Source organism: uncultured Phyllobacterium sp., from assembly GCF_902479695.1.
Taxonomy (GTDB): Bacteria; Pseudomonadota; Alphaproteobacteria; order Rhizobiales; family Rhizobiaceae; genus Phyllobacterium; species Phyllobacterium calauticae.
Genome location: NZ_CABSQF010000015.1, coordinates 40596 through 57822, shown reverse-complemented (window position 1 = coordinate 57822; position 17227 = coordinate 40596). Strand labels below are relative to the sequence as shown.

14 protein-coding genes are annotated in these 17227 nt (G+C 61.0%); 9 read left to right on the top strand and 5 right to left on the bottom strand.

The annotated features are described in order from the left end of the window. The first annotated feature begins 240 nt into the window (after positions 1-240). The 4 genes from RDL77_RS11315 (at position 241) to RDL77_RS11300 (ending at position 5062) form a co-directional block, all read left to right on the top strand. On the top strand, positions 241-1683 hold the full coding sequence (locus RDL77_RS11315; protein WP_288192887.1) for a methylmalonyl-CoA mutase subunit beta: 1443 nt from the start codon (positions 241-243) through the stop codon (positions 1681-1683). Next, positions 1680-3812 (top strand): methylmalonyl-CoA mutase, encoded by a 2133-nt coding sequence (scpA, locus tag RDL77_RS11310; RefSeq protein ID WP_288192886.1) that lies wholly within the window; start codon positions 1680-1682, stop codon positions 3810-3812. The genes RDL77_RS11315 and scpA overlap by 4 nt, the downstream gene beginning before the upstream one ends. Before the next feature lies 1 nt (position 3813). Next, entirely contained in the window at positions 3814-4806 is a 993-nt protein-coding gene (gene corA, locus RDL77_RS11305; protein WP_288192885.1) for a magnesium/cobalt transporter CorA, read from the top strand. Positions 4807-4885: 79 nt separating this feature from the next. Then, positions 4886-5062 carry an AbrB/MazE/SpoVT family DNA-binding domain-containing protein gene (locus tag RDL77_RS11300; RefSeq protein ID WP_288192884.1) on the top strand — a complete coding sequence of 59 codons (177 nt, stop codon included), beginning with the start codon at positions 4886-4888 and terminating at the stop codon, positions 5060-5062. Between the two features lie 92 nt (positions 5063-5154). Here RDL77_RS11300 and RDL77_RS11295 read toward each other — a convergent pair whose 3' ends face one another. Then, positions 5155-5640 (bottom strand): GreA/GreB family elongation factor, encoded by a 486-nt coding sequence (locus tag RDL77_RS11295; RefSeq protein ID WP_288192883.1) that lies wholly within the window; start codon positions 5638-5640, stop codon positions 5155-5157. Positions 5641-5748: 108 nt separating this feature from the next. On the opposite strand from RDL77_RS11295, the gene RDL77_RS11290 reads away from it, so the two are divergent. Beyond that, entirely contained in the window at positions 5749-7077 is a 1329-nt protein-coding gene (locus RDL77_RS11290) for a TIGR03808 family TAT-translocated repetitive protein (protein WP_288192882.1), read from the top strand. Here RDL77_RS11290 and RDL77_RS11285 read toward each other — a convergent pair. From RDL77_RS11285 to RDL77_RS11275, 3 genes are all read right to left on the bottom strand, one after another. Then, complete coding sequence (locus RDL77_RS11285) at positions 7070-8089, bottom strand: asparaginase (RefSeq protein WP_288192881.1); 1020 nt, start codon at positions 8087-8089, stop codon at positions 7070-7072. The two genes, RDL77_RS11290 and RDL77_RS11285, sit on opposite strands and share 8 nt — an antisense overlap. Positions 8090-8192: 103 nt before the next feature. Beyond that, the gene (locus RDL77_RS11280) at positions 8193-8903 is read right to left on the bottom strand and encodes a class I SAM-dependent methyltransferase (RefSeq protein WP_288192880.1); all 711 of its coding nucleotides are present in this window, start codon (positions 8901-8903) and stop codon (positions 8193-8195) included. A gap of 113 nt (positions 8904-9016) precedes the next feature. Beyond that, positions 9017-10183: an acetyl-CoA acetyltransferase gene (locus RDL77_RS11275; RefSeq protein ID WP_288192879.1), complete on the bottom strand. Its 1167-nt coding sequence runs from the start codon at positions 10181-10183 to the stop codon at positions 9017-9019. Between the two features lie 433 nt (positions 10184-10616). Here RDL77_RS11275 and betI point away from each other — a divergent pair, with 433 nt between their 5' ends. The 4 genes from betI (at position 10617) to betB (ending at position 15942) form a co-directional block, all read left to right on the top strand. Next, the gene (betI, locus tag RDL77_RS11270; RefSeq protein ID WP_288192878.1) at positions 10617-11210 is read left to right on the top strand and encodes a transcriptional regulator BetI; all 594 of its coding nucleotides are present in this window, start codon (positions 10617-10619) and stop codon (positions 11208-11210) included. Continuing rightward, on the top strand, positions 11207-12730 hold the full coding sequence (betC, locus tag RDL77_RS11265) for a choline-sulfatase (RefSeq protein WP_288192877.1): 1524 nt from the start codon (positions 11207-11209) through the stop codon (positions 12728-12730). Before betI ends, betC begins: the two co-directional genes overlap by 4 nt. Before the next feature lie 11 nt (positions 12731-12741). After that, positions 12742-14391, top strand: a complete 1650-nt coding sequence (betA, locus tag RDL77_RS11260; RefSeq protein ID WP_288192876.1) for a choline dehydrogenase — start codon at positions 12742-12744, stop codon at positions 14389-14391. Between the two features lie 87 nt (positions 14392-14478). Then, positions 14479-15942, top strand: a complete 1464-nt coding sequence (betB, locus tag RDL77_RS11255) for a betaine-aldehyde dehydrogenase (RefSeq protein WP_288192875.1) — start codon at positions 14479-14481, stop codon at positions 15940-15942. A gap of 41 nt (positions 15943-15983) precedes the next feature. Here the strand turns inward: betB and RDL77_RS11250 are convergent, their stop codons facing one another. Beyond that, entirely contained in the window at positions 15984-17177 is a 1194-nt protein-coding gene (locus RDL77_RS11250) for a serine hydrolase (protein WP_288192874.1), read from the bottom strand. Positions 17178-17227 lie beyond the last annotated feature (50 nt).

The following is a 17227-nucleotide window of genomic DNA, read 5'->3' as shown; positions in this document are numbered from 1 at the left end:
CTCGATGGTGCCGACAGCTGGACCATCTTGACCAGCTGAAGCGGGTTTTCCGGGCCCAATATCTCAGGGCCATATGTTTTGTTTTATTGCGAAGCAGCATAACACCCCCTAAAGTTGGCAGGAAATATCGGGCCTGACGCAAATTGCGTTTTTGCGTACCGAAAACCAACAGTAACGCCGGTTTCCGGCCGAAATGATCTCATTCGGCGGAAAGCCGGTTTGATTCGACCGGGAGTGAGCATGGACGCGTCTATCCTAAAGGACACGGCGTTTGCCGCGGCAAACCGCGAGGGCTGGGTCAAACTGGCGCAAAAGGCCCTGAAGGGTGCGGATTTCCATGAGGCCCTCGTCTCGCGGACCGACGACAATATTCCCATCGAGCCGCTGTATGAACGCCGCAAGAATGCCAAACTGACCCCGCGCCGCAATCCGGCGCAGCCATGGCATATCGTCCAGCGCATCGACGATCCGGACCCGGTTCGCGCCAACAGGCAGCTTCTGGAAGATCTGGAAAACGGCGCGACCGGCATTTCGCTGGTGTTCGAAGGGGCGCCCAATGCGTTTGGCTACGGTTTGCCGTCAACGCGCGAGGCGGTCGATCAGGTGCTGCGCGGCGTGCATCTGGAGATGATCCACCTGCGCATGGACGTGCACCCGAAAAGCCGCGCCTGTGCCGACTGGTTCGTCGATTACATGCGCCCGCGCAACATCAACCCGAAGACACTGAGCTTCTCCCTGGGGATCGACCCCGCGGCAACGCTGGCCGGAACCGGCCGCCTGCGCATGACGCTGGCAGCGCTCAAGGCATCCCTGCCGCAGTCGCTGGCCGGGTTCTTTTCCACCGACCTGCCGGGGATCGTGCTGGAAGCCGATGGCCGCGTCTACCACAATGCCGGTGCAACGGAGGCGCAGGAGCTGGGCGCCATGCTGTCCATCGCATCGGGCCATTTCCGCCTGTTCGAGGAAGCGCGCCAGCCGATTGTCTACGCCGCCCCGCATATCGGTTTTTCCATCGCCGTCGATCAGGATCAGTTCCTGTCCATCGCCAAGCTGCGGGCGCTGCGCCGCCTCTGGGCTCGCCTGCAGGAGGCCTGCGGCATTCCGCCGTCTGCCGCAACCATCCATGCGGAAACCTCCATGCGGATGATGACGAAAAAGGACTGCGAGACCAATACGCTGCGCACCACGATTGCGGCTTTTGCGGCGGCAGTGGGCGGTGCCGACAGCCTCGCCGTCCTGCCGCACACCATCACCCACGGCCTGCCCGACCCGTTTGCCCGACGGCTTGCCCGCAACACCCAGCTGGTACTGGCCGACGAGAGCAACCTTGCCTTCGTCGCCGATCCGGGAGCCGGTTCGGGTGCGATCGAAGCCCTGACCGACGCCCTGTGCGAGGCCGCATGGAAGGAATTCCAGATGCTGGAAAAGGAAGGCGGCATCCTGCAAAGCCTGGTCGAAGACCGCTTCCAGCAGCGCATCATCGCGGCGCGAGCGGCGCGCAACGAAGAATACCGGTCCGGCACGCGTGCGATCATCGGAACGACACTTTTCCCTGTGAAGGAGGAGCGGCCAGTGACCGTGCTTGATGCCCCCCATATGCCGCTGCCGACGGATGGCGTGGTTCACTGCGAGCCGCTGACCTTCCCGCGCATCGATGAAACATTGCAGGCTTCCGCAGAATGAGAGTTCCCGATTTTACCCAGATCGACTGGCAAGAGCCCAAAGCGTCTGCCCGCAAGCCCGAAGCAGCGGTGTGGAAAACCCCGGAAGGTATCCGCGTCAAGCGTGCCTATGGCGATGCGGCGCTGAAGGGCCTGTCCCACCTCGACACGTTTCCGGGATCGGCGCCGTTCATCCGCGGGCCCTACCCCACAATGTATGTCCAGCAGCCCTGGACGATCCGGCAGTATGCGGGATTTTCGACCGCCGAAGAATCCAACGCGTTTTACCGGCGCAATCTGGCGGCTGGCCAAAAGGGCCTTTCCGTCGCCTTCGATCTTGCCACGCACCGCGGCTATGACAGCGATCATCCGCGCGTGGCCGGTGACGTCGGCATGGCGGGCGTGGCCATCGATTCCATTCTCGACATGCAGCAATTGTTCGACGGCATTCCGCTTGGCGAAATGACCGTGTCAATGACCATGAACGGCGCGGTCCTGCCGATTCTGGCGCTTTATATCGTTGCCGCCGAAGAACAGGGCGTCGACCAGAAACTGCTCGCCGGAACCATTCAGAACGACATTCTGAAAGAGTTCATGGTGCGCAACACCTACATCTACCCGCCGCAGCCTTCGATGCGGATCATTTCGGACATTTTCTCCTATACCTCGCAGAATATGCCGAAATTCAACTCGATCTCGATTTCCGGCTATCACATGCAGGAAGCGGGAGCGACCGCCGATCTCGAGCTTGCCTACACCATTGCCGACGGCATCGAATATGTCCGGGCCGGTGTCGCCGCCGGGCTCGACATCGACACCTTCGCGCCGCGTCTGTCGTTCTTCTGGGCCATCGGCATGAATTTCTTCATGGAAGTCGCCAAGATGCGCGCCGCGCGCCTGCTCTGGGCGGTGCTGCTGAAGAAGAACTTCAACCCGAAGGACGAACGCTCGCTCTCCCTGCGCACCCATTCGCAGACCTCCGGCTGGTCGCTGACCGCGCAGGACCCCTACAACAACATCATGCGCACCATGATCGAGGCGATGGCATCGACCCAGGGGCACACCCAGTCGCTGCACACCAACTCCTTTGACGAGGCGCTGGCGCTGCCGACCGACCATTCGGCCCGCATCGCCCGCAACACCCAGCTGATCCTGCAAAAGGAATCCGGCACCACCCGGATCATCGATCCCTGGGGCGGCTCGGCCTATGTGGAGCGCCTGACCCACGATCTGGCGACGCGGGCGCTCGCCCATATCGAGGAAATCGAGACGCTCGGCGGCATGGCGAAAGCCATCGAACAGGGCATTCCCAAACTGCGCATCGAGGCGGCAGCGGCACGAACCCAGGCACGCATCGACAGCGGCCAGCAGCCGGTCATCGGGGTCAATTCCTACCGGCCGGTCGATGACGTCAAAATCGATGTGCTGAAGATCGACAATGCCGAGGTGCGGGCCCGCCAGCTGTCGAAGCTGCAGCAGCTCAAGGGCACGCGCGATGTGACCGCCGTGGACGGCGCCTTGACCGCCCTGACCAGCGCCGCCAAATCCGGCACCGGCAATCTGCTTGATTTCGCCATCAAGGCCGCACGGGCCCGGGCAACGGTCGGCGAAATATCGCTGGCACTGGAAAAAGCCTATGGCCGCCATGTCGCCGATATCCGCACCATTTCCGGCGTCTACCGCAAGGAAGTCGGCAAGAGCGCGGTGATCGACCGGGTGCAGGCCAAGGCCGCCGCCTATGAAAAGCGCACCGGCGAAAAGCCGCGCGTCCTCGTCGCCAAGATGGGCCAGGACGGCCACGACCGCGGCCAGAAGGTGATTGCAACGGCATTCGGCGATCTCGGCTTCGACGTGATCGTCGGCGCCATGTTCCAGACACCGGATGAAGTGGCGGAGCTTGCCATTGAGAGCAATGTCGACATTGTCGGCGTGTCCTCCCTGGCAGCCGGGCATCTCACCCTCGTTCCCGAACTGAAAGAGGCGCTGAAGCGGCGCGAGCACGACGATATCCTGATCATTGTCGGCGGCGTCATCCCGCCCCAGGATTTCGATGCCGTGCTCAAGGCCGGCGCGACCGCTATCTTCCCGCCGGGGACCGTGATCGGTGAAGCGGCGGAAAAGCTGATTGATACCTTGCTGGGTTCATTGTGACATGATCGTTGTTTATACGCTTGAAGCAGATCATCTGGCCGCACGCCCGGCCAAGGTCGGCGATGCCCTGCCTGACAATACGGTCTGGATCGACCTGCTCAATCCCACCCATGACGAGGATGTGCAGACCGAGACCTGGACCAAGACCGCCATCCCTACCCGCGAGGATATGGTGGAGATCGAGGAGTCCAGCCGCTTCTACACGGAAAATGGCGGACAGTATCTGACGGCGCCGATCCTCTATTTCACCCAGGACAAGCATCACGCCATCAGCCCGATCTCGTTCATCCTGACGGGTTCGTTCCTGGTTACGGTGCGCTATGCCGAGCCGCGGGCCTTCAGCCTCTATGTCAGCCGGGCGTCGAAGCCCGGCAACGGGCTGATCAACGACAAATGCAGCGGCGTGACCATTCTGCTTGGGATCATCGAAGCCGTGACGGATCGCATTGCCGATATTCTCGAAGGCGTCGCCTCGGACATCGACCAGAATTCCCACACGATCTTCCGCCGTTCCGACAATGACAAGCCGATGACGACGAAGAATTTCCGCGACAGCCTCACGCGGATCGGCGGCCAGGGTGCGTTTCTGTCAAAGGTGCGGGAAAGCATTGCCGGGGTGAGCCGCCTGCTGGTCTACCTCGCCGCCATTACCGAGCAGAACAGCTACAAGAAAGAGACGAAGGCGTGGATCAAGTCGCTGGAGCGCGACACCCAATCGTTGAGCACCTATGTCGACTTCCTCTCCAACAAGATCACCTTCCTGCTCGATACGGTGGTTGGCCTCATCTCCATCGAACAGAACGCCATCATCAAGATCTTCTCGGTGGCGGCCGTCGCTTTCATGCCGCCGACGCTGGTGGCCTCGATCTACGGCATGAATTTCGAATTCATGCCGGAACTCAAGACGATGTGGGGCTATCCCATGGCCATCGGCATGATGATTGCCTCGGCCGTCATCCCGCTGCTGATCTTCCGCAAGAAGGGCTGGCTGTAAGACGAAGTGATGAGATCAGCGATCTTGATTCACTTGACTGCAGGTGTTGTAATTTATTCGCAACACTGGGGCGCAGATCATGTATGTGGTCACCTTGATCGAGATCGGAGACGAAGTTGGTTTCATCATTCCAGATGAAATTCTTGATCGTTACAATCTTAAAATTGGTGACGAACTTGAGGTTTTAGAAACGGACAAGGGATTGACCCTAATACCGTCTGCTATTGCTTCTGGGGCAGATAGAAATGGCTTATGATGCATCCGCAACGCTGAGCCTGCCTTTTCCAGCCCAATTGGGGCAACCAGCCAAAAAACCCTTGTAAGCGAATGGTTTAAGGCTTTCTCTGGTTATTCTGATTCAACCTGCGGCAGTCCGATCGCAATGATTTCCCATTCGCGGCCGTTGAGCTCGAAAATATCGCCGAGCGATTTGCCGAACATCAGTTGCGCCATGGGCGAGACGTGCGAAATCTTGCCGTGGCTGGCATCGGCCTCATCTTCGCCGACGATGGCCCAGCTGTGGCGGGTATCATGCTCGTCGGCGATGGTCACCGTCATGCCGAAGCGCACAATGGTGCTTGTTGGATCGGGATGTGAAACCTCCGCCGTCTCCCGCCGCGCCGTCCAGTAGCGCAGGTCGCGCGACGCCCGCGCAATCAGATCGCGGTCAGCCTCGGCGTTGCCTTTGGAGAGATCCTCACGCGAGGCAGCGATTTCACCATCGATCATGGCAAGACCGTTTTCGGTCACCAGATTCCGGTGCGGACTGACGGGGCGCTCGCCCAGATCAATCGATGAATTGCTGTCGTCTTCCTTGGTGAAAGCTCTGCTCATCCGGTGAAGGTATGCCTTGCCTGACCAAGCTGCAAGTGCCATCAATCGATTGGCCAAAAGACACACAATCCCTCGGCCTGTCCAAACGCTGAACCTGAGGTAAAGCCCGTGATCGACAGACGTCTTGTTCTCGGTGGAATGGCCGGGCTTGGTGCCGGGGCACTCCTGCCCGCCCGGACTTTTGCGGCGGCATCCGCAGGGCTTAATCCGGGATCGCCTGACGATCAGGGCAAGGCGCTCAATGCCCTCCTGCAGAAGGCGAGTGCGACCGGCGACCAGATTTTCCTGCAACCCGGAACCTATATTGTTTCCGGCGTGGATTTGCCTGCACGGACCAATCTCGCCGGCATTCCCGGCGCAACCCGCCTCGTTTATGGCGGCGGCGGTTTCTTTCTGAGGGCCAGCAGCGGCGCGCAGATCCGCCTCAGCGGGCTTGTCATCGATGGCGCGAACCAGCCGCTTGCCGGCGGTGCCAAGGCGCTGGTCGATGCTGCCAATGTCACCCGGATCGTCATCGAGGATTGCGATTTCGCGGCATCGGGCAAAAACGCCATCGCGCTTTCTCAATGCGGCGGCAGTATCCGCAACAACCGTATCAGCGGTGCCCGGGACGCGGGTATTTTTGCGTCGCAATCCACCGGGCTCGACATCACCGCCAACCAAGTCGGCGATTGCGGCAATGGCGGCATCCTGATCTTTCGCGATGCACAGGGACCGGACGGGACCATCGTCAGCGGCAACCGCGTCGAGAATATCCGCGCCGATGGCGGCGGCACCGGCCAGAACGGCAATGGCATCAATGTGTTCCGTGCCGGCAACGTGCTTGTTTCCAACAATGTGCTGGTGGGGTGCGCCTTCTCCGCCGTTCGCGCCAATGCCGGAAACAATGTGCAGATCATCGGCAACAATTGCACCGGCAGCGGCGAGATGGCGCTTTATTCCGAATTCGCCTTCGAAGGCGCGGTGATCGCCAACAACATCGTCGATGGCGCGGCCAGTGGCATTTCCATGGTCAATTTCGATGGCGGCGGCCGCATGGGCACCTGCAGCGGCAATGTGGTGCGCAACCTCACCGCCATCGGGCCCTATCCCGCCGATGCGCCGGGATTCGGCATCGGCATCAGCGTCGAAGCGGATATTGCCGTGACGGGCAACGTCATCGAGACTGCGGCCCTCTACGGCATCAAGCTGGGCTGGGGTCCCTATATGCGCAACCTCACCGCCACGGGCAACGTGATCCGGCAGGCGGGCACCGGCATTTATGTCAGCGTCGTCGACGGTGTCGGCTCCGCTGTCATCACCGACAATATCATCGAGAAGGCGGCCCGGGGCGGCATTTTCGGCCATCGCTGGATGGATGCGGTGACCAAGGATCTCGCCCGGCAAAATGCCAGCGGTTATGACAAGCTGATCGTCGCGCGCAATATTCTCAGTTGATGTCGGCTTCGGTCAGGATATCGGCCGGGCTGACAACACCGTAGGTGATGCCGTTCCAGTTGCGCATTTCGCGGTCGGCAAACCGGTCGAGCTTCGATTCCAGCTCCGCATCGCCACGGAAAATCCGCGCGAGAACCGCTCCGATCATCGCTTCGGAGGCGCGGGTCGCGCCATCATCGCATTTGAGCGCGATGCCGAGACCGAACTCCGGCAAAGCCGCCACAAAAACGCCTTCCGCACCGGTCTTGACGAAGATGCGCCCCGGCGCCATTTCCATCAGCCGCGTGCAGGCGCGGTTGGTGCCTGCAACATAATATGGGGCCGCCATGGTGGCATCGAGCAGACGCTTTGCTGCCTTGGCCCGTACCGGCGGCAGGCCGGTGCCGGTCGCCATGCGGGCAAAGCCGTGTGCCAGACTTTTCAATGGGATGGCATAGGTCGGGATGGAGCAACCGTCCGTGCCGCAATGATCCAGCGAATGAACCGCGCCGGTTACGCTCTCCATGGCTTCGCATACCATGGTCTGCGTCGGCGATCCCAGGGTCGAATAGCCTGCGGTCTCGATGCCGAGATGCACGCAGGTGCAGAGAAATCCGGAATGCTTGCCGGAGCAATTGTTGTGCAGCGCCGTTGGCTCCTGCATGCTGCGGGCCTGGGCGATCAGCACGGACTGATCGGATGACCAATGGGCGCCGCATTCCAGCGCCGAGAGGTCGAGACCCGCACGGCCGAGCATGTCGGCGGCCTTGCTCACATGCAACGGTTCGCCCGAATGCGACGCGCAGGCCATGGCCAGTTCCTCATTGCCGAAGCCATAGGCATCGGCAGCGCCGCTTTCCACCAGCGGAAGAGCCTGTATCGCCTTGATCGCCGAACGGGGAAAGGTCGGCCGTTCGATATCGCCAGCCGAATAGACAATCCTGCCGTCGCCGTCTGTGACAACAACCGCGCCGCGATGGCGGCTCTCCACTGTTTCGCCGCGAAAAACTTCAACCAGAACCGGATTGCTCATAACGCCCTACTTTGCTCGGGAAATCGACCGGCGTCCGCCGGAATTGATGGTCTTATAGGATGCCCCGTTTGCCTTTCCAATGGCGAAAACGGCACAATTGCGCTCAGCCGCCCTTCTGCCACTCCATGACAAGGAAATAGGGCACGCGGCGATAGCGATCGGCCTTGTCGGGATCGCCGCCGTAAGGTGCCGGTTCGGCAAAATGGCGCAGGGTGAGACCATGGCCAAGGAGAAGCGACATGTAGGTGCTCAGCGGCCGATGCCAGTTCTGGATGCGGATGCCGCGCCACTCCACCCAGTCCACACGCTCCTCGAGATAATGATCCACGTAGAAACGCGGATCGCCGTTGATATCGGGCTGCCAGCCCCCCGGTTGTCCCGCCGTATTGAAACTGTTGAGATTGGCAATCAGCAGGGTCCCACCCGGCGCCAGCACCCTGACCATTTCAGCGATCGCCTTGCGCAGATAGGGAATATCGATAAGCGAGAGGTAGCTTACGACCAGATCGAAGGAGGCATCCGGAAATTCCAGCGCCTCCGCATACCCGAAACGATAGTCTCCTTCGGGGTCCCGGGCCTGCGCCTGCGCCAGCAATTCCTCGGTCGGGTCAATACCGACCGGCTTGATTCCAAGGCCCTTGAGGATGCGGCAGAAGCGGCCTTCGCCGCAGCCGACATCGAGCGCATTTTTAAAGCCGCGTCCGCTGACGCGTTCCAGCATCGGCTTGTCGAGAACATAAACGCGGCCGTAGTCACCATCTTCCGCCTGTTCGGCAATCCAGGCGGATGCCGATTCCTTCCATCCGTTCGACATGTCTTTTTCCTCTGCCGGAAAAGATGATTCAATTCATGGATTTGCCGGATGCTTTTGACACGGCGAATCCGGGACTTGAAGCCCCGGATTCGACAAGAACGCTATTGGACGGTTTATTTGATGCGTTCGAGGATCGACACATAGTTGGCGACGGCAGCGCCGCCCATGTTGAAAATGCCGGCAAGCTTGGCATCCGGCACCTGAATGCCGCCGGCTTCGCCCGTCAGCTGCATGGACGAGAGCACATGCATGGAGACGCCGCTGGCGCCGATCGGATGACCCTTGGCCTTGAGACCGCCGGATGGATTGACCGGCAGGCGCCCGCCCATGGCCGTCTGGCCTTCCAGGGCAACCTTGGCACCCTCGCCCGGCTTGGCCAGGCCCATCGCCTCATATTCGATGAGTTCGGCGATGGTGAAGCAATCATGGGTTTCGACAAAAGACAGATCGTCGATGGTGACACCGGCCAGATCGAGGGCGCGCTTCCAACCTTCGGCGCAGCCTTCGAACAGCAGGATGTCGCGCTTGGAGATCGGCAGGAAATCCTGCACATGGGCAGCGCCACGGAAGGCCACGGCGCGCTTCATCTTCAGCGCGGTCTGCGTGTCGGTGAGAACCAGTGCCGCTGCGCCGTCCGACACCAGCGAGCAGTCGGTCCGCTTCAACGGACCGGCAACGAAGGGGTTCTTCTCGCTTTCATGCCGGCAGAATTCATAGCCCAGATCCTTGCGCATCTGCGCATAGGGATTGCCCACACCGTTCTTGTGGTTCTTCGCGGCGATTGTCGCCAGCGCATCGGACTGGTCGCCATATTTCTGGAAATAGGCCGCCGCGATCTGGCCGAACACCCCGGCAAAACCGGCGGGGATATCGCCCTCTTCCGGCAGGTAGGAGGCTTTGAGAAGGTTCTTGCCGATTTCGGGTCCCGGCGTCGATGTCATCTTCTCGACACCCACCACCAGTACAATACGGGCAGCGCCGGCGCGAATGGTCTTGATGCCCTGGTGCACGGCCGCCGAACCGGTGGCGCAGGCATTTTCCACCCGGGTGGCGGGCTTGAAGCGGAAGGCATCGCTGGCCTGCAGGACGAGGCTGGCGGTGAAATCCTGCGGCGAGAACCCGGCATTGAAGTGGCCGAGGACAATCTCGTCGACATCCTGCGGGCCGATGCCTGCATGATCGAGCGCAGCGACGGCCGCCTTGACGATCAGGCTTTCCACGCTCTCGCCTTCCAGTTTTCCGAAAGGCAGATGCGACCATCCAACGATACAGGCTGTCATGTCATTCCTCCAAAATGTCATTCTTGTAGGTAACCATGAACCCGCATCGTTTCAAGGTAAAGGGCTTTGTTGCAGTGCAATACCGGAGCCTGTGGTTTGGCAATTATCGTGCGGTTGGGTGTATCGTGGTGAGTCGTTTATTGCTTGCTGGTGGTTGCAAGACCATCGTGCGTGGTTCGCCCTTCGACAAGCTCAGGAAGCTCACCATGAGGAAGAGTGAGGATTGCAGGGAGTTACATTCTGCAATCTCTCCAGTTAGCGTTACAGCACCACTCTCCCTCATGGTGAGCTTGTCGAGCCACGAACCACGAACCACGAACCACGCATAATGGCTTTGCAGCACTCCCATCAAATACCGCTCCAAAACGTCGCTATTTTTATTGATTGATCAGTCAATCAAGAATAATAATTCCTCCGAACGAGGTTTTTCAGCATGCCCAAAGTCGGAATGGAACCACTGCGCAAGCGGGAGTTGATCGATGCGGCCATCCGCACCATCGGCCAGCGCGGCTCGCTTGACGTGACTGTCGCGGAGATCGCCCATGAAGCGGGCGTTTCGCCGGCGCTGGCGCATCATTATTTCGGCGGCAAGGAACAGCTGATCCTGGCCACCATGCGCCATCTCCTGAAAGAACTCGGGCAGGATCTCCTGGCGGCGCTGGCGCCAGCGCAGACGCCAGCACAGCGCGTTGCCGCCATCATCGCCGTCAACTTCTCCGCCTCGCAATTCGCTCCGCAGACCGTGGCGGCATGGCTGACCTTTTACGTGCATGCGCAGCAATCGACAGAAACCCGCCGCCTCCTGCGTGTCTATGCCCGGCGCATGCATTCCAACCTCGCCTTTGCCCTCAGCAGCATGACCGATCGGGCGACCGCTCTGCAGATCGCCGAGGGCACCGGCGCGATGATCGACGGGCTCTATATCCGCCATGCGCTGCGCAATGGCGCGCCTGAGGCAGCTTCGGCAATCGCGCTCGTGGAAGATTATGTGACGACGAAATTAGCCGCCGCCGGAGCATGCCAATGACAAGACCAAATATTCTCATCCTGATGGTCGATCAGCTGAACGGAACCCTGTTTCCGGACGGTCCAGCCGATTTCATCCATGCCCCGCATCTGCGTGCGCTGGCGCAGCGTTCGGCTCGCTTTGCCAACACCTATACCGCTTCGCCACTCTGTGCCCCGGCCCGTGCCTCGTTGATGTCCGGGCAGCTGCCGTCGCGCACCCGCGTCTATGACAATGCCGCCGAATTCGCCTCGGATATTCCGACCTATGCGCATCATCTGCGCCGCGCCGGTTACTACACCGGGCTTTCCGGCAAGATGCACTTTGTCGGCCCTGACCAGTTGCATGGTCTTGAAGAACGCCTGACCACGGATATCTATCCCGCCGATTTCGGCTGGACCCCGGACTACCGCAAACCGGGCGAGCGCATCGACTGGTGGTATCACAATCTCGGCTCCGTCACCGGCGCCGGCGTGGCCGAAACCAGCAACCAGATGGAATATGACGACGAGGTGGCGTTTCACGCCACCCAAAAACTCTACCAGCTGTCGCGCACGTCGGATGATCCGGCGCGCCGCCCGTGGTGCCTGACGGTCTCCTTCACCCATCCGCACGACCCCTATGTGGCACGGCGCAAATACTGTGATCTCTACGAGAATTCGCCGGCGCTTGAACCTGCCGTTGCCGCCATCCCCTTCGAAGCACAGGACCCGCATGCGCAGCGCCTGATGCGGGCCTGTGACTACACGCAATTCGATATTACCCCGGAAAACATCCGCCGGGCGCGCCAGGGCTATCTCGCCAATATTTCCTATGTCGATGACAAGATCGGCGAAATTCTGGAGGTGCTGCGGGCAACGCGAATGCTCGACGACACGATCATCGTGTTCACGTCGGACCATGGCGACATGCTGGGCGAGCGCGGCCTGTGGTTCAAGATGAACTTTTTCGAGGGGTCGGCCCGCGTGCCACTGATGATTGCAGGCAAGGGCATCACGCCGCAATTGGTCACCCAGCCGGCCTCGACGCTCGATATTAACCCGACCCTTGCGGCACTCGCCGGTATCGACATTGCCGCCGTCAAACCATGGACAGACGGCGAGGATCTGACCGGCGTCATCGCGGGCGGCAAGCGGCAGGGCCCGGTGCTGATGGAATATGCGGCGGAGGGCTCCAATGCCCCGCTCGTCTGCATACGCGACGGCCGATACAAGTTCGTGCATTGCGAGATCGATCCGCCGCAACTGTTTGATCTTGAATCGGATCCGCACGAGCTGACCAACCTTGCCGGTGATCCCGCCCATGCCGCGCTGCTTGCCCAGTTCACGACTGCCGCCAGGGCGCGCTGGGACATGGCGGCCTATGACGCCGCCGTGCGCGAGAGCCAGGCCCGCCGCTGGGTGGTCTACGAGGCGCTGCGCAACGGCTCCTATTATCCCTGGGATTACCAGCCGCTGCAGAAGGCCTCGGAGCGCTACATGCGCAATCACATGGATCTGAATGTTCTGGAAGAAAACGCGCGCTTTCCGCGCGGCGAATAATGGGGCCAGCTATGGAAGCAGATTTCGTCATCATCGGTTCGGGTTCGGCCGGTTCCGCCATGGCCTACCGCCTGTCGGAGGATGGCAGGCATTCGGTCATCGTCATCGAATTCGGCGGCACGGATATGGGGCCATTCATCCAGATGCCCGCCGCCCTCTCCTTCCCGATGAACATGAGCACCTATGACTGGGGCTTTTCGTCCGAGCCGGAACCGCACCTGGGCGGACGCACGCTGGTGACCCCGCGCGGCAAGGTGATCGGCGGCTCCTCCTCCATCAACGGCATGGTCTATGTGCGCGGCCACGCCCATGATTTCGACCATTGGGCGGAGAGTGGCGCGGCTGGCTGGTCCTACGCGGATGTGCTGCCCTATTTCAAGCGCATGGAACATTCCCATGGCGGCGAGGCCGGATGGCGCGGCACCAACGGCCCGCTGCATGTGCAACGCGGACGGCGCGACAATCCCCTGTTCCATGCCTTCGTCGATGCAGGCAAGCAGGCGGGTTTCGAAGTCACTGAAGACTATAACGGCGCCAAGCAGGAAGGCTTCGGCGCCATGGAACAGACCATTCACAACGGCCGCCGCTGGTCGACGGCCAATGCCTATCTGCGCCCGGCGCTGAAGCGGCGGAATGTGAGTCTCGTCAATGGCTTCGCGCGGCGTGTGGTCATCGAGAATCAAAGGGCGACGGGGGTGGAAATCACCCGGCGCGGCAAGACGGAAATCGTGCGCGCGCGGCGTGAGGTGATCGTTGCGGCGTCGTCGATCAATTCGCCAAAACTCCTGATGCTGTCGGGTATCGGTCCGGCACAGCACCTGAAAGAGCATGGCATTGCCGTGGTGGCCGATCGCGCCGGTGTCGGCCAGAACCTGCAGGACCACATGGAAGTCTATATCCAGCAGGAGAGCCTGAAGCCGATCACGCTCAATTCCAAGCTCGGCCTGTTCTCCAAGGCGATGATCGGTGCGCAATGGCTGTTCTTCAAGACCGGCGACGGCGCCACCAATCATTTCGAATCCGCCGCGTTCGTGCGCTCAAAACCCGGTGTCGACTACCCTGATATCCAGTACCATTTCCTGCCCGCCGCCATCCGCTATGACGGCAAGGCGGCAGCCAAGGGTCACGGATTCCAGGCGCATGTGGGTCCGATGCGCTCGAAGTCGCGCGGCAGCGTGAGCCTGCGCTCGTCCGACCCGCTGGAAAAGCCGAAGATCGTCTTCAACTACATGTCGCATCCGGATGACTGGGCGGACTTCCGCCATGCGGTGCGCCTGACCCGCGAGATTTTCGGCCAGGCGGCGCTTGATCCCTATCGCGGCCGCGAGATTTCTCCGGGCGCGCATGTGCAATCCGACGAGGCCATCGACGACTTCCTGCGCGAACATGCGGAAAGCGCGTTCCATCCCTGCGGCACCTGCAAGATGGGCGCGGCAAACGATCCCATGGCCGTGGTCGATCCGCAATGCCGGGTGATCGGTGTCGAGGGCCTGCGTGTCGCTGATTCCTCGATTTTTCCGCGCGTCACCAACGGCAATCTGAATGGTCCCTCGATCATGACCGGCGAAAAGGCGTCCGACCATATTCTTGGCCGCGATCCCCTGCCGAGGTCCAATCAGGAGCCGTGGATCAATCCGCGCTGGGAAGCGAGCGACCGGTGATGGTATCGGATTTTACTTTGCGCAACCGGTGAGCTTGTCGAACCACGCACAAAGCCTATGCTGAAATTACAACTCCAGGAGAACACCATGCGCGCGCAGCCGAAGGCATCGCATTTCATCAATGGCCGCTTCGTCGAGGACAAGGCCGGCAAGCCGCTCGATGTGATCTATCCGGCGACCGGCGAAATCATCGCAAAACTGTTTGGCGCAACGCCGGCCCTGATCGAACAGGCCGTGCAGGCAGCGGCGGCCGCACAGCCCGCCTGGGCGGCGCTCAAGCCGGTGGAACGCGGCCGCATCCTGCGCCGGGCGGCGGACCTTCTGCGTGCCCGCAATGCCGAGATCGCCGAGTTGGAAACGCTCGATACCGGTAAGGCCATTCAGGAAACGCTGGTTGCCGATCCGGCATCGGCGGCCGATGCGCTGGAATTCTACGGCGGTATTATCGCCGGGTTCAACGGCGAGATGATCGAGCTTGGCGGCTCCTATGCCTATACGCGCCGCGAGGCGCTGGGCGTCTGCGTCGGCATCGGCGCATGGAACTATCCGATCCAGGGTGCGGGCTGGAAGTCGGCCCCGGCGCTCGCCGCAGGCAACGCCATGATCTTCAAGCCTTCGGAAAACACCCCGTTGTCCGCCCTTGCACTGGCAGAGATCTACAAGGAAGCCGGCCTGCCCGATGGCCTGTTCAATGTGGTGCAGGGGTTTGGCGATGTCGGTTCGCAGCTCGTCGATCATCCTCTTGTCGCCAAGGTTTCGCTGACAGGCTCGGTGCCCACCGGCAAGAAGGTGCTGGCGCAGGCCGGTTCGCACATGAAACACGCCACGATGGAACTCGGCGGCAAGTCGCCGCTGATCATTTTCGACGATGCGGATGTGGAGAACGCCGTTGGCGGCGCGCTGCTCGGCAATTTCTATTCCACCGGCCAAGTCTGCTCGAATGGCACCCGCGTCTTTGTCCAGAAAGGCATCAAGGACAGGTTCCTCGACCGGCTGGTGACGCGCACCAAGGCAATCCGCCTCGGCGATCCGCTCGATCCCGAAATCCATCTGGGACCGCTGATCAACGCGGCGCAGCGCGACAAGGTGGTTGCCTATATCGAAAAGGGCAAGGCCGAGGGGGCGACGCTCGCCTTTGGCGGCGGCGTGCCGAACATGCAGGGCTTTGAAGGCGGCTGCTATGTCGAGCCGACGATTTTCACCGATGTGACCGATGGCATGACCATCGCGCAGGAGGAAATTTTCGGCCCCGTCATGGCTGTTCTCGATTTCAACGACGAGGACGAGGTTGTCGCCCGCGCCAATGATACGGAGTTCGGCCTGTCAGCGGGTGTCTTCACCAAGGATCTGTCCCGTGCGCACCGGGTCATCAGCCAGCTCAAGGCCGGCACATGCTGGATCAACACCTACAACCTCGCCCCGGTTGAAATGCCGTTCGGCGGCTTCAAGCAGTCCGGTGTCGGCCGTGAAAACGGTCTGGCTGCGCTTTACCACTACAGCCAGATCAAGTCGGTCTATGTGGAAACGGGCAAGGTCGAGAGCCCCTACTAGAATTGATCATGGCGGGACATTTGCCTGTCCCGCCATGTCCATCATTTGCCGTAGATGGCGTCGCGCACACCATCGGGAAATGCCCCGATCATGCCGGCATAGGCCGTGTTGGTCATCACGACGACGGAGAGCTTTTGCTTAGGGTCGACAAACCATGACTGGCCGTAGACCCCGCCCCATTGCCAGGTTCCCGCCGATTGCGGCGAGCCCGCCGCCGCAGGATCTTTCAGAACAGAAAACCCGAGACTGAAACCCCAACCCGGCGGCGTGGCCGTCACGACAATATCGCCAATCTGGTTATCAGACAGCAGCTTGACGCTGTCGGCCTTCAGCAGGGGCGAGCCGCCCTTGCGCAGGGTTTCGAGGAAGCGGATGTAATCATCGGCGGTTCCGGCCATGCCCGCACCGCCGGACGCGTAGGAAGCGGGATCGAAGATGCGGTCCGGCGCAAAGCTGACGACGCCGTCGAAAAACGGCACGACATGCGGTCCGTCCATCCGCGCCGGCGGCTGGGCATCGCCATAGGCTACCGCCAGTCTTGCCCGGTCACTCACGCTGAATGCCGTATCCTTGAGACCCAGCTTTCCGGTGACATTTTCGCTCACCAGCTCGGGTAGTGTCTTGCCAGTGGCCTTGGCGAGCACTGCACCCAACACGTCGATGCCAACCGAATATTCCCAAGCGGTTCCGGGTTCAAACGACAGGGGAACCGTGGCGATGCGGCGCAGATTCTCCTCGATGGAGAGCCCCGGCTGGTCAAGACCGTCGGATATGTTGGCCTTGCGATAGGGGCCATTGGCGGGCTGAAGGAAGCCATAGCTCAGGCCTGACGTGTGGTCCATCAGCTGCCGGATGGTGATGACAGGTTCGCGGCCGTCGGCCAGTTTTGGCTGGAAATCCGGCAGATATTGCGTGACGGGATCATCGAGCTTCAGCTTCCCTTCTTCCACCAGCCGCAGGGCTGTAACCGCGACAATCGGCTTGGTCATCGACGCAAAGCGGAAGATGGCATTCTCCCTGATCGGAACCCTGGCCTCGCGATCGGCAAATCCCGCCACGCGGCGATAGACGATCTCGCCATCCTCGGCGACCAGGATGACGGTACCCACGATGGTCTGATCGGCGATGGCACGATCAATCACGGCGTCGAGCCGGTCCTTGAAACTGGCCTGTGCAGCCAGTGCCGGAGCGGTCAAGGCAAGTGTTGTCAGGGCGGTAGCAACTGGTATGTTCATCGGCCTGTTCCTTTTTAATAGTGGTCGCTATATAATAGGATTAGCACAAG